The sequence below is a fragment of the Bifidobacterium sp. UBA744 genome, from assembly GCA_002298605.1.
Taxonomy (GTDB): Bacteria; Actinomycetota; Actinomycetes; order Actinomycetales; family Bifidobacteriaceae; genus Bifidobacterium.
Genome location: DBKS01000024.1, coordinates 3,875 through 21,653 on the forward strand (window position 1 = coordinate 3,875; position 17,779 = coordinate 21,653).

At 64.0% G+C, this 17,779-nt stretch carries 11 protein-coding genes; 4 read left to right on the forward strand and 7 right to left on the reverse strand.

The window, feature by feature from the left end:
- From ilvC to B2994_RS02520, 6 genes are all read right to left on the reverse strand, one after another.
- Positions 1–751: ketol-acid reductoisomerase (ilvC, locus tag B2994_RS02495; RefSeq protein ID WP_291526821.1), on the reverse strand; the 751-nt coding region annotated here is incomplete at its 3' end.
- 514 nt (positions 752–1,265) lie between these two features.
- A complete protein-coding gene (locus tag B2994_RS02500) occupies positions 1,266–2,246 on the reverse strand; it encodes a class C sortase (protein WP_291526822.1) in 981 nt (326 codons plus the stop codon).
- Between the two features lie 13 nt (positions 2,247–2,259).
- Positions 2,260–3,888, reverse strand: a complete 1,629-nt coding sequence (locus B2994_RS02505) for a SpaA isopeptide-forming pilin-related protein (protein WP_291526823.1) — start codon at positions 3,886–3,888, stop codon at positions 2,260–2,262.
- Positions 3,889–4,001: 113 nt separating this feature from the next.
- Positions 4,002–8,609 carry a family 16 glycoside hydrolase gene (locus B2994_RS02510; protein ID WP_291526824.1) on the reverse strand — a complete coding sequence of 1,536 codons (4,608 nt, stop codon included), beginning with the start codon at positions 8,607–8,609 and terminating at the stop codon, positions 4,002–4,004.
- A 456-nt stretch (positions 8,610–9,065) separates the two neighbouring features.
- Positions 9,066–10,217, reverse strand: coding sequence for a glycoside hydrolase family 88 protein (locus B2994_RS02515; RefSeq protein ID WP_291526825.1), 1,152 nt, complete (start codon positions 10,215–10,217; stop codon positions 9,066–9,068).
- Positions 10,218–10,369: 152 nt separating this feature from the next.
- Positions 10,370–11,983 carry a hypothetical protein gene (locus B2994_RS02520; protein WP_291526826.1) on the reverse strand — a complete coding sequence of 538 codons (1,614 nt, stop codon included), beginning with the start codon at positions 11,981–11,983 and terminating at the stop codon, positions 10,370–10,372.
- A 187-nt stretch (positions 11,984–12,170) separates the two neighbouring features.
- Between B2994_RS02520 and B2994_RS02525 the strand changes: the two genes are divergently transcribed.
- Both B2994_RS02525 and B2994_RS02530 read left to right on the forward strand, forming a co-directional pair.
- Positions 12,171–13,223: a LacI family DNA-binding transcriptional regulator gene (locus B2994_RS02525; RefSeq protein ID WP_291526827.1), complete on the forward strand. Its 1,053-nt coding sequence runs from the start codon at positions 12,171–12,173 to the stop codon at positions 13,221–13,223.
- A 285-nt stretch (positions 13,224–13,508) separates the two neighbouring features.
- Positions 13,509–14,816, forward strand: coding sequence for an ABC transporter substrate-binding protein (locus B2994_RS02530; protein ID WP_291526828.1), 1,308 nt, complete (start codon positions 13,509–13,511; stop codon positions 14,814–14,816).
- A gap of 91 nt (positions 14,817–14,907) precedes the next feature.
- Here the strand turns inward: B2994_RS02530 and B2994_RS02535 are convergent, their stop codons facing one another.
- Positions 14,908–16,053, reverse strand: coding sequence for a LacI family DNA-binding transcriptional regulator (locus B2994_RS02535; protein ID WP_291526829.1), 1,146 nt, complete (start codon positions 16,051–16,053; stop codon positions 14,908–14,910).
- A gap of 186 nt (positions 16,054–16,239) precedes the next feature.
- On the opposite strand from B2994_RS02535, the gene lepB reads away from it, so the two are divergent.
- Together lepB and B2994_RS02545 are read left to right on the forward strand one after the other, a co-directional pair.
- Positions 16,240–17,004, forward strand: a complete 765-nt coding sequence (gene lepB, locus B2994_RS02540) for a signal peptidase I (RefSeq protein ID WP_291526830.1) — start codon at positions 16,240–16,242, stop codon at positions 17,002–17,004.
- On the forward strand, positions 17,001–17,711 hold the full coding sequence (locus B2994_RS02545) for a ribonuclease HII (RefSeq protein WP_291526831.1): 711 nt from the start codon (positions 17,001–17,003) through the stop codon (positions 17,709–17,711). Before lepB ends, B2994_RS02545 begins: the two co-directional genes overlap by 4 nt.
- Positions 17,712–17,779: the final 68 nt, after the last annotated feature.

Consider the following 17,779-nt stretch of genomic DNA (forward strand, 5'->3'; position numbering starts at 1 on the left):
ACCAACGGGCCTTGTTCAGACCACCCTCGTTCGCCAGGTCGACCAGCATCTTCAGCTCGTGGAACACCTCGAAGTAGGCGATCTCCGGCTGGTAGCCGGCCTCGGTCAGCACGTCGAAGCCGAGGTCGCACAGGTGGTTGATGCCGCCCATGAGGACGTCCTGCTCACCGAACAGATCGGTTTCGGTCTCCTCCTTGAAGGTGGTCTTGATGGCGCCGGCGCGCAGGGCGCCCAGAGCCTTGGCATACGCCAGGCACAGCGGCCAGGTCTTGCCGTCCGGATCCTGCTCGACGGCGACGACGACCGGCACGCCACGGCCGGCGGCGTACTCACGACGCACGATGTGGCCCGGGCCCTTCGGGGCGACCATGAACACCGGGTGATCCTCGGTGGGCTTGATGTAGCCGTAGTGGATGTTGAAGCCGTGGGCGAAGGCCAGGGCGGCGCCGGGCTTGAGGTTCGGCTCGATCTCGGCAGCGAACACCTTGGCCTGGAACTGATCCGGCAGAAGGATCATCACCACGTCGGCCTCGGCGGTGGCGTCGGCCACGGACTTGACCTCGAGGCCCTGCTCCTTGGCGTACTCGACGGACTTGGAGGTGGGACGCAGGCCGACGACGACGTCGACGCCGGAATCACGCAGGTTCAGCGCGTGGGCGTGACCCTGAGAGCCGTAGCCGATGACGGCGACCTTCTTGCCGTCAAACACGGACAGATCGGCGTCCTTCTCGTACCAGATAGTTGCTGCCATGATTGGCACACTCCTTCAAATATTCGGTTGAAAACCCGTATTTCGTTGTTTCGTTTCCTAGCGGTCATACAGCTGAAGGATTTTGTCCTTGAAACCTCGACCATCATACCCGAAACATCGCCATGGCAATACTCCGGTCCATTACTCGGGAAACAACGTTCAATTATGCAAAAGCCCCGCCTCGAAGCAGGGCCGTAAGGATTTTGTCCGATGCCCTGCGTTCGTTGGCGGGGCACAGCTGTGATGCGCTATCAGTCCGCCAACGACGACGGAATAATAATTCGCTCAGGCAGCTCGAAGGCGACAACATCGGTCGCGATTGCATTGTGTGCACTGTGCAGAGCAGTCCCAGTCATCATGGCGAACCTCCTTTCGCAATAGGCGCCAGCTACGTCGTTCGCCCGGCTTTTCGCCGAACTGAGCAAGACTCTACGTCATCGCTCTCGGCACGAGACGCCGGGCATTCACTATGCGGACGCCAGCAGATGTACGCGCCATCCCGACGCCCTACCGCCTACAGGCGCATTCGGCCGCTCGCATGGCGGGACCGACCGGTCTTCGGCACGGCGGACACCAGCAGATACACGACGCCCAACAGCACGATGAACCCGGCGACTATCACAGCGGTTTTCAGCGCATTGCCACGGCTCATCATCGCGGAGGAATCTTTCGCAGACGACGAATCGGTCGAGCCGTCAGCCACACGCACCCCCGAAACCAGCAGCCGCTGTGTATTCACGCCATACGGCGTGCAGGTCAACAGCGTCACCCGATCCTCGCCGGCCACGATTTTCAGCGGCTCGACATTGTCGGGATCCACCACCTGGATGCGATCGACACGATAGTTCAGGGTTTTGCCCAGTACCGTCAGCGAAAAATCGTCACCGACGTTCATCTCGTCCAGTCGCGTGAACATCTCGGCCGACACCAGTCCTCGGTGGGCCGTGATCACCGCATGCGACGACTCGCCGCCGACCGGCAGGGACGTGCCATACAGATGCCCGGCGCCCGCAGCCAGCACCGTTGTGGATGTGCCGTGATAGATCGGCAGGCTGACGCCGATTTTGGGAATCGATACCGCGCCCATAATGCCGCCGCCCGAATCGAGCAGCGCGTTGTACTCATCATCGTCGGCCGACACGGATCCCTGGGCGTTCGAAACGGCATCCGCGTCGGTGGTGCCGTCATCGACCGCGCCGCTGCCGACGCGATGGAGTTTCAGCGCGGTATACGGATCGGCAATCGATCCAAGCTCGTCCTGCCCCTTCTCAGCGAGTCGCTGATTGTAGGCCCGGGCGGCCTCAATGGCTTCGTCGGCGGCGCCGCGCGGCATCTGGCGGGCCGCCTGCTGGGCCTGCTCCACCAGTTGCCGCTGCGAATTCTGGGCCGCATGGCGCGAAGCGATGAACCACACCGACAGTGCGAGAGCAAGGGCGATGCACAGCGCGGCGACGACAGCCGAAACTGTCGCGCCGCGCCGGGCCTTGCCTCGCATCGCGTCGACGCGATCAGCGGGCCGCGAGACGACGGCTCCTCACCGACTTGGCGGAGAAGAACACGCCCGCTCCGGCCGCCAGCGCAATCGCGGTGGCGAGCAGGCCGATGCCCATGCCTCCGGTGGACGGCAACTGGGTGACGCTGTTGACGTTGGTGACCGTCACTTGGGACTGATCGGCGACATTCACCAAATCCCACTTGGCGTCCTTGCCGAAGCTGACGGTGCCATTCTCATTGATGGTCACTTCGAAGCTCGGCTTGATCTCGCTATAGTAGCCGTCCGGCACCTCGGTTTCGGTGACGGTGTAGGTGCCTGCGGCCAATCCGGCGAAGGAGACCTTGCCGTCCTCACCCGAAACGCTCACGGAACGCGAATCGTCCACGAATCCGCCGACGCCCGGAGTGATGCGGAACTTGGCCCCCGCAAGCGCCGCCTTGGTGTCGGCGGCGATCTTCGTGAAGCCGAAGCCCTTGTAGACCTTGACCGCAGCGGAGGAGGAGGCGGTGGTCGCGGTGGCATCGGTGGCGCCGTACTTGACCACCACGCTGTTGGTGACGGTGGCGATGCCGGCCTGGTCATAGGCGTCGGAGGCGGGGTCGACGATCACGCCGGTGTAGGTCACGCGCAGAGCGGCGCCGGCGGGCAGCTTGCTGACGTTGCGCAACGCGATTTCGAAGGTCTTAGAGCCATCGCCGGTCACGTCGGAGGACGGGGCCTTGAAGTCCGAACGGGACTTCAGCGTGCGATACACGGGATTGCCCTGCTCGTCCACCTTGAGGCTGCCATCCGTATTGACGTCCTGCACTTCGACCTTCAGACCGGTGGTCGTCAGCTTCAAGCCTGCGGAAGGCGTGTCGACGAAGGTGTAGACGTAGCCGGAGTCCACTGCGGTGGACGGCGTCTTCGCCGTGATCGTATACGTGACCGTACCGTTTACGGACTGGCTCGCCTTGTCGACGGTCTTCGTCGGAGCCTCCACGCCGGCCTCGGCCTTGATGGTGGCTGAGCCCAAGGCCACGCCGTTAAGCGTCGTCTTGCTCATGTAGGTGGTGCCCACCAACATGGGCGCTCCCAGAGTGACACCGGTGTCGGTGGTGTCGGTGATGAGATACCATCCGGCGGAGGTTCCGCTCGTGCCGAAATCCAGCACCGTGGCATTGACGGCTTCGTTCACGGTCACAGTCTTGTCCGGAGTGCCCAGGTCATTGCTGCCGGCCAGTCCGTCGACGAATGCGCGGATGGCGGCGGCGTCATCGTCGGTACGCCATGTGGCCACCCAGCCCGCGGGATTGTCGGTATAGGCCTGAGGAAGCGCCTTCTCTTTGTCGGCGCCCACGCCGTCCGACTTGACGGCCGCCGCGGTGGCATGATCGGCGATGATCTTGCTGAGATCCGCATCGGTGACCAGCTCCATGGACTTGATGTCCGTTCCATCGCTTTTCACCTTGTTGAAGGAGGCGAGCTGATACGCCTTGAACGTATGCCCCTGAACGTCACCGTTCAGCGTGATCTGGTAGTTGATAGCCGCCGTGTCGCCTTCGGCCGCGGAGGCGGACCCGACGCCCAGCGCCAGGCCGCCGAACGCGAGCGCCGCGGCGGCGACGCCGGCAAGCGCACGGGTGATTGCATTGCTCTTCATATATTGTCCTTTCTCGTTGCCGGCGATGACCGCCGGCACATCGTTACCATGGGGAGGGGCGGCGGCCATGCGGGAGGAGGTGCATGGCCACCGCGTGAGGGGATGCATGCGGCTTATTTGGTTTCGTTCACCGCAAGCCAGGAAATGACCGGCTTCTGGCCGCCGGCGCCTTCGTTCGTCACCACGTATTGCACGGTGGCGGCCTTGTCCAGCGTGAAGGTCAGCTCGTGCTTGACACGGCTGTTGGTACCGGACAGCGGCACCGTGCCTTTGGCGAGCTCCGCGCCGTCAACGTTCACCGTGGCGTACATCGAGCGGTCCATGTTCCACCATTCGGTGAAACCGGCGGTGATGGTGTATGTACCGGCTTCAAGCGGCAGATAGTAGATCTGCTTGGTGGTGTCCTGGTACACGCCGGTGGAGTATTTGTCATTGACGTCCGTGCCGCTTTTGACCTTCACTCCGTTGGCGTCATAGCCCCAGGTCGAACCGTCGGAAGCCTGATCCACCTTGTTGTTTCGCAGATCCTTCACCGCGGATTTCACCGCCGCGTACTGCGGGGATTCCTGTCCGTTGGTTCCGGAGTCGATGTAGTAGGTCAGACCGGAGGGGATGACCTCGACGGTGGCCTTGACCGCCTGCCGCCTGTCGCCGACGGCGACGGTGCCCTTGACGTCAACCGTGTCGTAGGCTGCGGCTTTTGCGAACGCGGCAATGGACTCGGCATCCCAAGCGACTTTGGAACCGTTGGCCTCCGCGGGCAGGTCACCGCCTTGCTCAGCGGCGATCACGCCCAGCGGGGTGGCCTGCCGTTCGACGGCGAGCCAAGAGATCACCGGGGCGTTGCCGACCTTGACCGCCTTGAAGGTCACCGTGGCATCCGCCGCAAGGGTGAACGACACCGTACCGGTGGAGGTCTGCCCCGTCGCGGTAATCGCCGCAAGTTCGGAGCCGTCGACGGTCTTGGTTTCACCGTTCTCGGTCCATGTGGCCTGCAGCTTCATCGAACGGTTCTGGTTGCCCCACCATTCGGTGAAACCGGCGGTGAGATTGTAGGAGCCTGCGGTGAGCGGCAGCGTGTATTCCAGGGTGTTCTGGTTCTTGTCGCCGGCCGTGACGTACAGGCCGGTGCTGAACTTGTCGTCCGGATTGGTGCCGCCCTTCACGGATGCGTTGGCGCTGTAACCCCAGGCGTTGCCGGAGGCCGGCTGATCGGCCACGGCGTTGGACAGCCCGGGGATCGCCGACTTCACGGCGGCGTATTCGGGGGAGCTGTCGCCGGCACCGGAATCTATGAAGTACGCGAGGTTCAGGCTCGGCAGCACCTCATACTCGGCGGTGAAGTGGTACAGCAGGCCGTCCGCGAGCTTCTCGGCGGTGACTCCGGAAACCGTGACCTTGGTGTAGTCGGCGGCCTTGGCCACCGTTTCGGCTGCGGCAGCGTCCCATTTCACGGAGACGGCCTCGCCGTCGACGGTCACCGTGTCCGGCAGGCCTTCGGCTTTGCCCACTGCACTGACCAGGCCGAGGTTCTTCACTTCGGTTGCGGTGTTGACATCCACCAGGCCGCTGATGGCGGTGCGGATGCGGGCGGCGATCTGGTTGGCGCCCTCGGCGTCGAGGCCATAGCCGTAGGCGTCGTCGACAGCCTGTTCGCCCATCTCGAGATTAGCCGCAAGCACAGCCCAGGATTCGGCGTTCCATTCGCTTTCGTCCAGCTGTTCGGCCTCGGCGATCGCGGCCTTCAGCTCGGTGAGATCCACCGCGTCGGAATTCACGTCGCCCACCTTGACAACACCTACGTAGTCGATGGAGATGCCGTCGTCCGTGGCGGTTTCGAAGGTCACTTCGTGATCGCCATCCGGCAGGCCGCGCAGTTCGTAGGTGGTGGGCTGGGTGTTGCTGGAGGCCGCAGTCGTCGCGTTAAGCGCCACGACCTTGCCGTCCACGGTTACATTGAGCTTGGCCTTGCCGGAGCTCGCGCCGTTGAGGTCGATGCCGGTGCCGTTGAACGTGTAGGTCAGCGTCGCGCCCTTGCCGGTGGAGTTCGAGATCGAGCGCTTATAGACGTACATGCCCTGGCCGTTCAGATGCTGCCATTTCTCGTTGTAGCTGAGCACGGCGGTGGAGTTGTTCTCCCAGCTGCGCTGGTGCATGTTGTCGATCAGATCCGTGTAGTACGGTGTGGCGCCTTCGATCTGTTCGACCTTGAGGTTGTCGAACTGCACGAAGTCGAAGCTCGAGCCCAGCTGGACGCGGCCGGTGGCCTGCGGCTGGGAGTCGGTGTAGGTGGCGACTTCCTGACCGTTGATGTAGGCGGTGTAGACGCTGCCCAGCACCTTGACGGCGATGTTGTTCCACTGGTTTGCCCCGGTTTTGAAACCAGCCGGTGCCGTGCCGGACTGCAGCACGGTGCCGTAGCGCATGAAGTCCCAGGATCCGTCGGGCTTGACCCGCAGCTGGGCCACGGCGTTGTTCTTGCCGTTGCCGCTGTTGCCCCACTGGCGGGCGCCCACGGTGGCGTTGCCCTGGTTGGCTTCGAAGAGCACGTCCGTGGAGACGGTGTAGTTGGCCCAGCGGTAGTCTCCGATCGTGGTGACCGGGTCGCCGCCGTTCCATGCGCCGCCGTTGAACTTGCCGCTGTCCATGCCCGGTCCCACCTGCTGGCGCATCACATGGTTGCCGTTGGCCGTCTTGACGACCTCGAAGGCGCCGTTGGTGTCGTTGGTGTAGCGAGGGGTCGCACCGGTGTCGCCGCCACGGGACTCGAGGTAGTCCTCGGTTTTGGAGGCATCGTCCGGGTCCATCTGGACCGTCTTGCCTTCATATTCGAAGTCGTCCGCGTAGATCAGGTTGTTGCCGGTGTCGCCGTTCTTGTCGCCGGAGTCGTCGGTGTCGAGCACGGCGTAGTCATTGCCGTCCACGTATTCCTCGTTGGTCGGCATCTGGCTGCCTTTGCCGTCCTTGGCCGCAAGCGTGCCGCCAGCGGTCTTTTCGGCGTTGTCGAGCGTGGTGGCAGTGACGATGCTCCACGGCTTGACCTGGAACACGTAGTAGCCCTCGGCATTGGGCTGCAGCTCGGAGAAGGGCTTGACGTAGTTGGCGTCATAGGCCTGGCCCTCATCGGCCGCACGGGTCTCCCACAGCTCCATCGTCGCATCGTCACCAAGGTTCATGTTTTCGGCCTTGATGCGATACGTCTTGGCGTATTGCGAATCGTTGACGATCACGGTGGAGAAGTCGGAGGCGTCCGGTGCGGCAAGCGTCATGTAGCTGGTTGCGCCGCCGCGGGAACTGTTGGAGCCGGAACCGCGTCCCGGCGGGTTGCCGTCGGTGATGTCGGAACGGCTGGCGTTCGGAATGCCGCGCCAGATACCGTTGGCGTCCTTGTCGTCGGCGTTCGTCTCATAGCCCGTCTTCGCGAAGCGCGACACCTGCTCGAGCACCGCGAGCGCACCGTCCCAGTTGATCGCGCCGCTCCACGGGTCGTGCATGGTGATCAATTCCTTCGACGAATACTGGAATCCGTCGTAGAAGGCGCTGATGGCCGGCTGGTAGACGAAGTTGGTGCGACGGGAGCTGGTGAAGCCCTTGACGAAGGTATTCGCCATTTCGAGGGCGGAGTTGATGCCGCCGATGCCGGTGCCCGAGGTGCCGTTGTTTTCGCCGTTGTTGGTGCCGTTGCCTTCGCCCGAACCGAGGTTCATCGTGTTGTTTGGACGGTCGGCCATCACCGAGAAGCTGGCTTGGGCTTCGGAGTTCCAGATCTCCTTGTCGTACTGGTCGGCCAGGGTTTTGAAGTTGTCGCCCTGATCGGCGGTGTTGTAGTGGTAGCCGGCGATGTCCACGGCGTCGCGCAGTTCCTCGTCGCTGAGCATGTCGTCGCCGAAGGAACCGGTGCCCACCTCGTCGGAGATGACCACCCGGATCTTGTGGAAGAGCTCCTTCTCGGTGTCGCTGCTCCAAGCCTGCACGTCGTTGCCGTTGAGGTCCTTCACCGTGCCGGCGCCGACGAAGCCGGTTTCGTCGGTGCTGACGCGGTTCTTGAACTCCTTGGTCCAGTTGAAGTCCGGACCGGACTCGTTGATGTGCGGATTTACCGAATCCACCATGAAACCGTATTCGCGGTAGACGGCGAGAATGGTGTTCTTGTACCACGTATACACATCATCGTTGCCGGTCACCCATGCGGGGGAACGCCAGCGCAGGATGCTCACCTTGACGTTCGGGTTGACTTTCAGCGCGTCGGCAGCCAGCTGGAAGCCGGGCTCGTGCTTGACATTCGGATATTCGTCCCGGCTGCGCATGGTCGCGGCGTTCGGTCCGGTGGAGGTGTTCCGGTCGTTGCCCATCTCTACCTTGACGGTGTTCATGATGGGGTTGTCGCCGCCGAAGAGCACGTTGATCATCTGCCAGTAGGCCTCCGGATGCTGGGCTTTGTAATCCATCAGCAGCGAGCTGGTGGAGTTGGCGCTCAGCACGCCGAAGCCCTTGAAGGTCAGACCGTTCTGGTTGTTGGCGGCGGACGCCACGTCACTGCCATTCACCACCACGTCGATCGGGTCGGTCGGTGCGGCATACGCGGTCGTGCCCGTCACCACGAAGGGCGCGAACATCGCAACGGAGGCGAGACCCACCACGGCTTTTTTGGACAGCGACTTCCAATATCCTCCCCCTGGTCGCCTGCGCGACCCGAGAGACCGTTCTTCTCTACTGGCCATATGTTCCTGGTACCTTTCACTACTGTGTGTCGGGTTGCCATATCACCCCGCACCCTGCAGAGGGCACGCATCACCCATGACGTGATGGTGATATGCCGCAGTTGACCACTGCTTCATTGTTGATGATCAACTGTTAGCGGAAATCATAAAGCCTGAGTGCAGCTGAGTGCAAATGATCAAAAATGATCGCCCAAGAGCGCTACTGCGACACCGATATCGACGCAGAGCACGGCGTGGCGTGCAACACGGTCCGACAGTGCCATCAGGGCCACGCACATACAGCGATCCGGCGTGGAGACGCTACGGGGCCGCCACGCCGGATCACCCGGCAGCGGTTGGGTTGCCACGAGCTACTCAGCGACCATCGCCCTCGGCGCGAGACGCCGGGCATTCACTATGCGGACGCCAGCAGATGTACGCCATCCCGACGCCATCCCGACGCCCGCAACGGCTCGCCTACCACAGATCGGCGGCACGACCCTGCAGGCGAAGAATCGACTCCAGCAGGAAGTAGTCGGCATAGATGATCGGCACATGGATGCGGCCGTCATGATACTTGTCGGAGCACAGCTGCACCACGCCGTCATGCCCCGGATCGAAATCGCAGGCCTTCTCCGTCACCGCGTGCAGGATCAGCAACGCCCAGGAACGGTAGAAGCCGCGCTCCGCCTCGGGAACCAGCTCAGCCAGTTCGATCAGGCCGTCCGCGGCCACGCACGAGGCGATCGCATCGAACAACTTCGGCTCCGCGGGCTGGCGGAAGTCGATCAGCGCAATGCCCCCAGTCAAGGCGACCTGCGAGCAGAAATAATGCGCCACGCGCTTGGCAGCGTCGAGATAACGCTCGTCGCCGGTATGGCGATACGCGCGGGCGAAGCCGAAAATGCCCCACGACTGGCCACGCGACCAGCTCGAACCGGCGGCATAGCCCTGCCCGGCCGGAGCCTCCTGGAATTCGCCGGTTAGCGGATCAAAGCACACAATATGGTTGCACGAACCATCCGGGCGCACCACATTGGCCAGCATCGTATCGGCATGCTGGCGGGCGATCTCGGCGAAACGCGGATCGCCGGTCTCCTCGCTGGCCCAGAACAGCAGCGGAATGTTCATCATCGAATCGACGATCGCCCAGCCCTCGCGGCCCAACTCGTTCCACGCCCGGATAAAGCGGCCGGCCGGGTTGAAGCGCCCGGCGAGCACCGTGGCCACATGCAGCCCGCGGACGCGGGACGACTCGTTATGCGTCAAACGCCAATCCGCCACGGCGGACAACAGCCACAGGAACCCGACATCGTGGTCGAGCTTCTCATAGGCGCTGATCACACCGTCCAACGTGGTCCGCTCGATGCGACGGGCCGGCTCACTATACGATTCCTCGCCGGTAGCCGCGAACATCTGCCAGAGAATCCCGGGCCAGAAGCCATTCGTCCACCAACCGGGGAACGTTTCGGCCATATCCTCCTCGTAACGGCCGCTCTCGGCGATATAGGGGATCTTCGATCCCTCGCGGTCGCGCTCGGCGGCGAATTTCGTCTCCAGCTTCGCGGCGATTTCAGCAGCCCACCGAGCGTCTTCAGGAGTGAGCTGGTCGCTGATGGATGCACCCATGGCATTCCCTTTCTGTCTGGTTCCGTTTGTGCGGATCGTCAATCATTGATCGATACATTGCGCGCCGCGACGGAGCGACGCGGAACAGCCGACATCCAGCCAAGTGTAATGCGAGCTCAGGCCAACCACGTTATTTCGAAATCGCGCCGAGATCATTCCGAGATCGCGCCGCGAACCGAAACGACGAACACCGCCGACGCCAGCGCGCACACCGTCGCGGCACCGAAAATCGCGGTGAAATTGCCCGTCGCCGCAAACAGCGCGGCGACGATCACAGCCGACGCCACGGCACCGAGCACGGGCGCCAGATTCAGCACGCCCAGCACCCGGCCGGCGGTGCGCGGATCCGCCAGCACCGACGTCGCCAGCTCCTGGCCGACCGCATTGAACAGGTCGAACCCGAATCCGGCGAGCGCGGCGAACAGCAGCACGCCGATCCGATCCGGCATCACCACCGGCATCAGCGCTCCCACGGCGATCAGCGCGGCCGATGCCAGCGACGCCCACCATGCGCCAATCCGCTCGGCGATCGGACCGGACACGCGGGCGGCGAGCAGAGCCATCACCAACGTCACCAAGCCCATCCATGCGATCAGCAGGGCGGCCCGCTCCGACACCGTCGTTCCGTCCGACACCGCACCACCGTCCGCGCCGAGCCCGGCGCCGACAACGCGGAACTTCACAAAGAAATACGCCACCATCGTCACGCTGCCCATCGCCGTCATGGCAAGCAGGCGCGACCAAAACACACGGCGGAATCCGGGCGCCAAGCCCCGAACGCGCAGCACGGAGAACGCCTCGTCGACGGAATGGGCCGGCAGATGCATTTCGAGGCTGGAATGCTCGCGCGGCCAGATCGCCACCGTCACGACACCCGTCACCGCCAGCACCGCGGCGCCCCATCCGAGGCCGCGCGGGATGTCGCCGACAAACGCCACGGCGGCGAACCCGCCGATCGTCTGGCCGACAACCATCGCGGCGCCGTACCACGAATCGGCCGACGCCCGGAACTTGTCGGGCACACGGTCGGACAACGACACCGCCAGCGGGCCGAGCATCAGGTTGTAGCATATCTGGGCCACGCACCACAGCAAGGTCAGCACGCCCGTAGCCTTCACCACGTCGGCAAGGGATGACAGCGCCCATATCATCAGACCGGCGAGCAGCCCACCGGCCACAATCCATATGGTGCGTCGCCCCAGACTGGAACGGGTGCCGTCCGACACCGCCGTGAAGAACGTCTGCGAGGCGAACGCCACCACGGCGCCGAAACCGTTCAGCAGGCAGAACGCCCCGACGGCCGATGCATGATCGATCCGGTCGAACAGTTCGGGCATCAGCACGCCGGTCGCCGCGGACCATGGAATCGCGCACAGCACGGCCGCCACCACGAAACCGATTTTCAGGCGCAGCACATCGGCACGGCTCGGACGCGTGCCGTCGGCGGCCACCATCGGGTCGCGAAGGTCAAGGAACGACGATTCGGGATCGGGCACGGCGGCGTCGATGGTCGCGGCCGCCACGGCGGGAGCGGTTTCGGCGGTCATGCGCGTGGCCTGCACGCCGGGTTGCGTGGCCGACGGTTCGGCGTAGTTGCTCGACATGCGCACCGCCAGACGCGCGATGGCCTCCTTGTCGGCGTCCGAAAGCACCACATTGGGGTCCGGACGGTCGTCAATGCCGGGACGCACGTATTTGTCGCCGGGGAAGACATAGCGGCCCGACTGCCGGGACGCGGATTGCCGATCGCCTTCAGATTCCGCCATGCTGATCTCCTTGACTGCCTCTCTTTTGACGTTCCGAGCCGGCAACGCCGACCGTTTTCACCGTCCAAGCCTAAATCACCAATCAGACGGCCAGCGTGGCCGATCCGGCGGCAAGCCCATGGACGGGCATGCCACGGCGGCGATACGATGGAGCCTGGTACGACCATGTAAAGGAGCAGCGCAGACCATGGCACAGCGCGTCACCATCAAGGATGTCGCACGAGTGGCCGACGTTTCCATCCGCACGGTGTCCAACGTCATCAACAACAAGGGACGGATGCGACCGGAGACACGCGCCCACGTGCAGCAAGTGATCGACGATCTGGGATACACGGTGAATCCGACCGCACAGTCGCTCAAACGAGGCGTCTCCGACGTGATCGGCATCGCGCTGCCGTCGGGCCGCGTGCGGTTCTTCTTCCGAGCCATCGAGCCGATCATCGCCGCAGCCCGCACACGCGGGTTCAGCGTGGTCATCAGCACCTATGAGGACGTGCCGGGCGGATTGGAGGCCATCGCCCCCGCCGCTCGCAAAACCGGCGCGGCCGGGTGGTTCTACTACATCATCCACGAGCTTGAGGACGGCGGCGCGGTCCTCGACCAGGACTGGCCGGTGGTGCTGTGGGGCGACTACCTGACCTACGGCCACGCCGATCAGGTCGCGGTGCCATACACCGGCGTGTTCGACGCCATGACGGACAGGCTCATCGAATCCGGCCGACGGACCATCGCCATGGTGGGGGCGCCCGAACGCTGGCGCATCGACCGGTGGGAGGAGCCGAGGCAGGGAGGATCCCGGCCGCGGTTCGCCGGGTACAAGCATGCGCTGGAACGGCATGGGCTTGAGGTGAACCTTGATCTGGTGGAATGCGATGTGCCGTGGAACCGCCGGACCGGCTTGCGCGCTGCCGCCAGAATGCTGGACGAGGGACTCAGGCCGGACGCTTTCGTCTGTTCCACCGATGCGGTGGCCTTCGGCGTGATGCATGAGCTGGAGCGGCGGGGGCTGCGCGTGCCCGACGATATAGCGGTCACCGGATTCGGCAATACGGAGGAGAGCTCGTATTCCTCGCCGACGCTGACCACCATCGAAACGAATGTGGCGGACCAGGCCGCCGAGGCGGTGGATCTGCTGATTTCGCGTATCAACAGGGACACGTCGCCGTGGCGGGTGCTGCAGGGGCATTGCGAGATTGTGGAGCGGGAATCGTCGGGCACGCTGGCGACTCCGGGGCAGTAGTCGGCGGACCGCGGCACGACACGCCGGCGCCGCACGCCAAGCCCCGGCATTGTGATGTTCAGCTGGTCACCGGCACGGCATACAGCCTGCAAACAAACGCAACATGTGCGTTTTTGTGCGGCTCGACCAATTCAGGGAAATTTTTTCCAAAAACATGTTGCCTTCATTTGACTTGCATTGCGCCAACGTTATACCATTGCGTCAGCACACGGAAACCATGACGGTTCCCCCAATCCCGACGAAGTCGTCGGGCAGTGCGAGGAGTACCGAGGAAAGGAAACCCCCATGTCGAACTACGGCAAGAAAGCCGTCGCCCTCACCGCCGCCACCTGCGCCATGGCCATGGGCCTGGCGGGATGCGGATCCGACAATTCCAACAGCGCCGAAGACGACCCCAACGCCAAGATCACCCTGTCCATCTCGTGGTGGGGATCCAACAACCGCGTCAAGATCACCGATCAGGTGCTCGACCTGTACGAGCAGCAGCACCCGAACGTCACCATCGAACGCCAGAACTCCGATTGGTCCGGCTACTGGGACAAACTCGCCACGCAGTCAGCCGGCGGCAACACGCCCGATGTGATGCAGATGGGCACCATGCAGGCGAACCAGTACGCCGCGCAGGGCATGCTGTACGACCTGTCGCAGCAATCAGTGCTCGACCTGTCCGACATCGACGAATCCCTGGTCAAGGCGTCCCAGATCGACGGCAAGCAGCTCACCGCCCCGGTCTCCTCCACCTCGCAGGCCATCATCGTCAACCACGACATCCTCGACGAGCTCGGCCTCACCCTACCCGACACCTCCACCTGGACTTGGGACGACCTGGCGGACTTCTCCAAGCAGATCTACGAAAAGTCCGGCGGCACCATCTACGGCATCGGCGACCCGGGCAACACCAACGGCCTGTACTACATGGCCCGCCAGAACGGCAACGAACCCTACACCGACGGCAAGATGACCCTCACCGCCGACAGCGCCACCAAGTTCTTCACCACGCTGCTCGACTGGAGCAGCGACCACGTTTCACCCACCCCGGAAATGATCTCCGAGGATCTGGCCGCCTCCACCGAGCAGAAGAACTTCTGCCTGAAGAAGCAGGCCATGATCATGACCCACTCCACCCAGGTGACCGCCTACGCCAAGGCCCTCGGCACCGAAAACGTCAGCCTCGAATATCTGCCCACCACCGACGGCAAGGCGGGCGACGCCACCATCGTGCGACCGTCCATGCTGTGGTCCGTCTACAGCCAGACCAAGTACCCGAAGGCCGCCGCCGAACTGGTGAACTTCCTCATCAACAACGAGGAAGCCGGCAAGATCATGGGCACCGAGCGCGGCATCCCGGCCAACAAGACCATCCTCAAGGAAGTCACCGACGCCAGCTCCGGCACCGACAAGCTCACCCTCGAGTACATCTCCAGCCTCTCCGAACGCCCCGGAACCGCGCTCGAGCTCGAACCCAACGGCGCCTCCAACATCGACAAGACGCTGAACCGCTACATGCAGGACGTGCTCTTCAACAAGCTCACCCCGCAGGAGGCCGGCCAGAAGTTCGTCGACGAGATGCAGAACAGCATCAAAACCGCGTGACCTTCCAGGCCACGCCACTCACAGGCAGGGGCCGGGGTTGCATCGCGCGACCCCGGCCCCTGCCGTTGAATGGGGGGCGACAAGACGACCGTCAGTCGGTTTGGGGCCGGACGCCGCCAAACAGCAGCTGATGCACGGCGTCGGTCATGCGCGTGGTCTCGCCGATCTTAACCTGCATGGGAACCAGATCAGCCACCACGCCGGCAGGGCCAGCGGATAAGCCCCCGAGCGAAGCCTCCGAAGCCCCGGCGGCCATCCCACCGGCGCCCCGGCCCCCAACACCGGTGATCGCCGCGATCATCCGCTGCGACACCTTGTCGGCAATGGCATCGAAATCCTGAAGAATCGAAGTGATGCGCATGCCGGCCAGATCGGTCACATATGTGCCGTCATACGCCAGAATCTGCACATGGTCGGGAATGCGGATGCCCCGTCGCAGCGCCTCCTGCACGCAGAACGCCGCAGCCATATCGGGCGCCACAATCGCATCGGCCTCGGGAAAACGCTCGAAGGCCTCCTGCGCCGCGCGCCCGCACGCCTCGCAATCGCCGTTCTCCGGCACTTCCAGATAATCCCAGCGGATGCCCGCCATATCAAGCGTCCGCTCAAAGGCCTGATGATAGCGGATCGGCGGAAAACCGGCATCTCCATCCACCGGCGCCCGCGACGACGGCTCGCCGCATCGCGAGCGCGGCCCGCCGACCTCCACCACATGCCGCACGCCGGACAGCGCGAACATGGTGGCCGCCAGCTCGCCGCCCTGCTCGTGGTCGGAACCGACCGACGGAATCGACGGCCCCAGATATCGGCCGAACGCCACGATCGGCCGATTGACCGACGCCCAATAGTCGGCGGGATGCGACGTGCGGCCGCCCATGACGATCCCGTCCATCATGCGTCGACGCAGCATGTCCACATACCGCTCCTCGCCGGATCCCATACCGGCGGTCGAGCACAGAACCGTGCGGAATCCGGCCTCGGACAGACGCCCCTGCAGCCCGGCCACCATGGTGGCGAAGAACGGGTGGCGAACCGTCGGCACGATCACACCAACCATATTGGTGCGGTTGCGATACAGGTTGCGCGCCAGCTCGTTGGGAACGTAATTCAGGGATTCCATCGCGGCCTCGACCCTGGCGCGCATCCGCGCGGACACATACCCGCTGCCGTTCACCACCAACGACACCGTACTCAGCGACACCCCGGCCTGGCGGGCGACATCGCGCATTCCGACCATCGAACACCTCCTTTGGCACGCACGCCCAAGACATTGCGGCAACCGCCCCCGGCACATGCTCCGGCCATTGTACTCGAACCGGTTCGCCCGCCGACCCGGCACCGGGAATCCTGCGAACGCCGCCGAGCGCCGCATCGGACGCCATGACGCCGCGTATGATTGAGACCGTTATGTCAAGGAGGGGTTATGCAGCCTGACGATTTCGGCGCCGAGCGCGACGATCACACCTTCCAGGTAGCCGACCACGGCATCGACCCGTCCCCCATGCCCGGACGCGCCCGCAGCCTGCACGCCCGAACCGGCCGTCCCGGATCCGCGCCGTCGAAGGCGACCGACTCCTTCGGTCTCAAGGACATGCTGCTATGGTGCGGCGTGCCCGTCGCCGTGGTGCTGCTGCTGCGCATTTTCGTGTTTCCCCTCTACTGGATCCCCTCAAGTTCCATGATGGACACCATCGCACCGGATGATCGCGTGGTGACGATCAGCACCAAGATCCTGCCGGCCTCGCAGCTGCAACGAGGCGACATCGTGGTGTTCAAGGACCCGGCGAACTGGCTGGGCGACGAGCAGACGCAAGGCGGCAACGGGTATCTGATCAAGCGGCTGATCGGCCTGCCCGGCGATGTGGTGGAATGCGCCGGCGCCGGCTATCCGATCACCATCAACGGCGTGGCGGTGGACGAAAGCGCCTATGTGCGTCCCGGCAGCGATCCGAGCTCCTTCTCGTTCAAAGTCACCGTCACGGCCGGCCATGTGTTCGTCATGGGCGACAATCGCGCCCATTCCGCCGATTCCCGCTTCCATCAGGACGACGGCGACGGCGGTCTGGTTCCCCTGGACGATGTAACGGGCAAGGCCGTACTCACCTACTGGCCGATCAGCCGCATCGGTCTGCTGGACTCCCATCACGAGGTATTCGCCCAAGTGCCATCGGGAAGCGTGAGCCGGTGATCACCCCGACGCTGGACATGGAACGCGAGCTGGCCGCCGAGGGGTACGACTTTGTCGTCGGCTTCGACGAAGTGGGTCGCGGTGCGCTGGCCGGCCCGGTCATGGTGGGCGCCGCGGCCATTCGCACATGCGATCTGAACGCCGACGCCATTGACGTGCCGCAGGGCGTGGCCGACTCCAAACTGCTCACCGAGCACCGCCGCGAAGCGATATACGACGAGCTGACCCAGTGGTGCACGGCCTGGGCGGTCGGGTCGTCGTCAAATGACGAAATCGACGAATGGGGCATCGGGCACGCACTCGGCGTGGCGGCGCTCAGAGCGCTGAAGCAGGTCGAGCGGACACTGGACGAACTCGGCGACCTCGACGCTCCCGACGGGCCGTCACCCCGCGTGGGCGCCATTCTCGACGGGCCATACGACTACATCACCAAGGCGGTCAGCACCTTCGACGCCCCCGCGATACCCTTCGCGCCGCATGTGCGCACCAAGGTCAAAGGCGACCAGCACTGCGCGACCGTCGCCACCGCGGCGGTGATCGCGAAGGTCACCAGAGACCACCTCATGAAGGACCTCGCGCGCGCGCACCCCGAATGGGCCGCATACGGCTGGGCCAGCAACAAGGGGTACGGGTCGGCCGCGCACAAGGCCGCCATCGCCGAGCTCGGCCCGACACCGCTGCATCGCGTCAGTTGGCATTTGATGTGATCGTTCACACCTCCATCGCACACCGTGTAAGCTGAGGAAGTCGCAGTACACGCACACGGGAAGAAGCA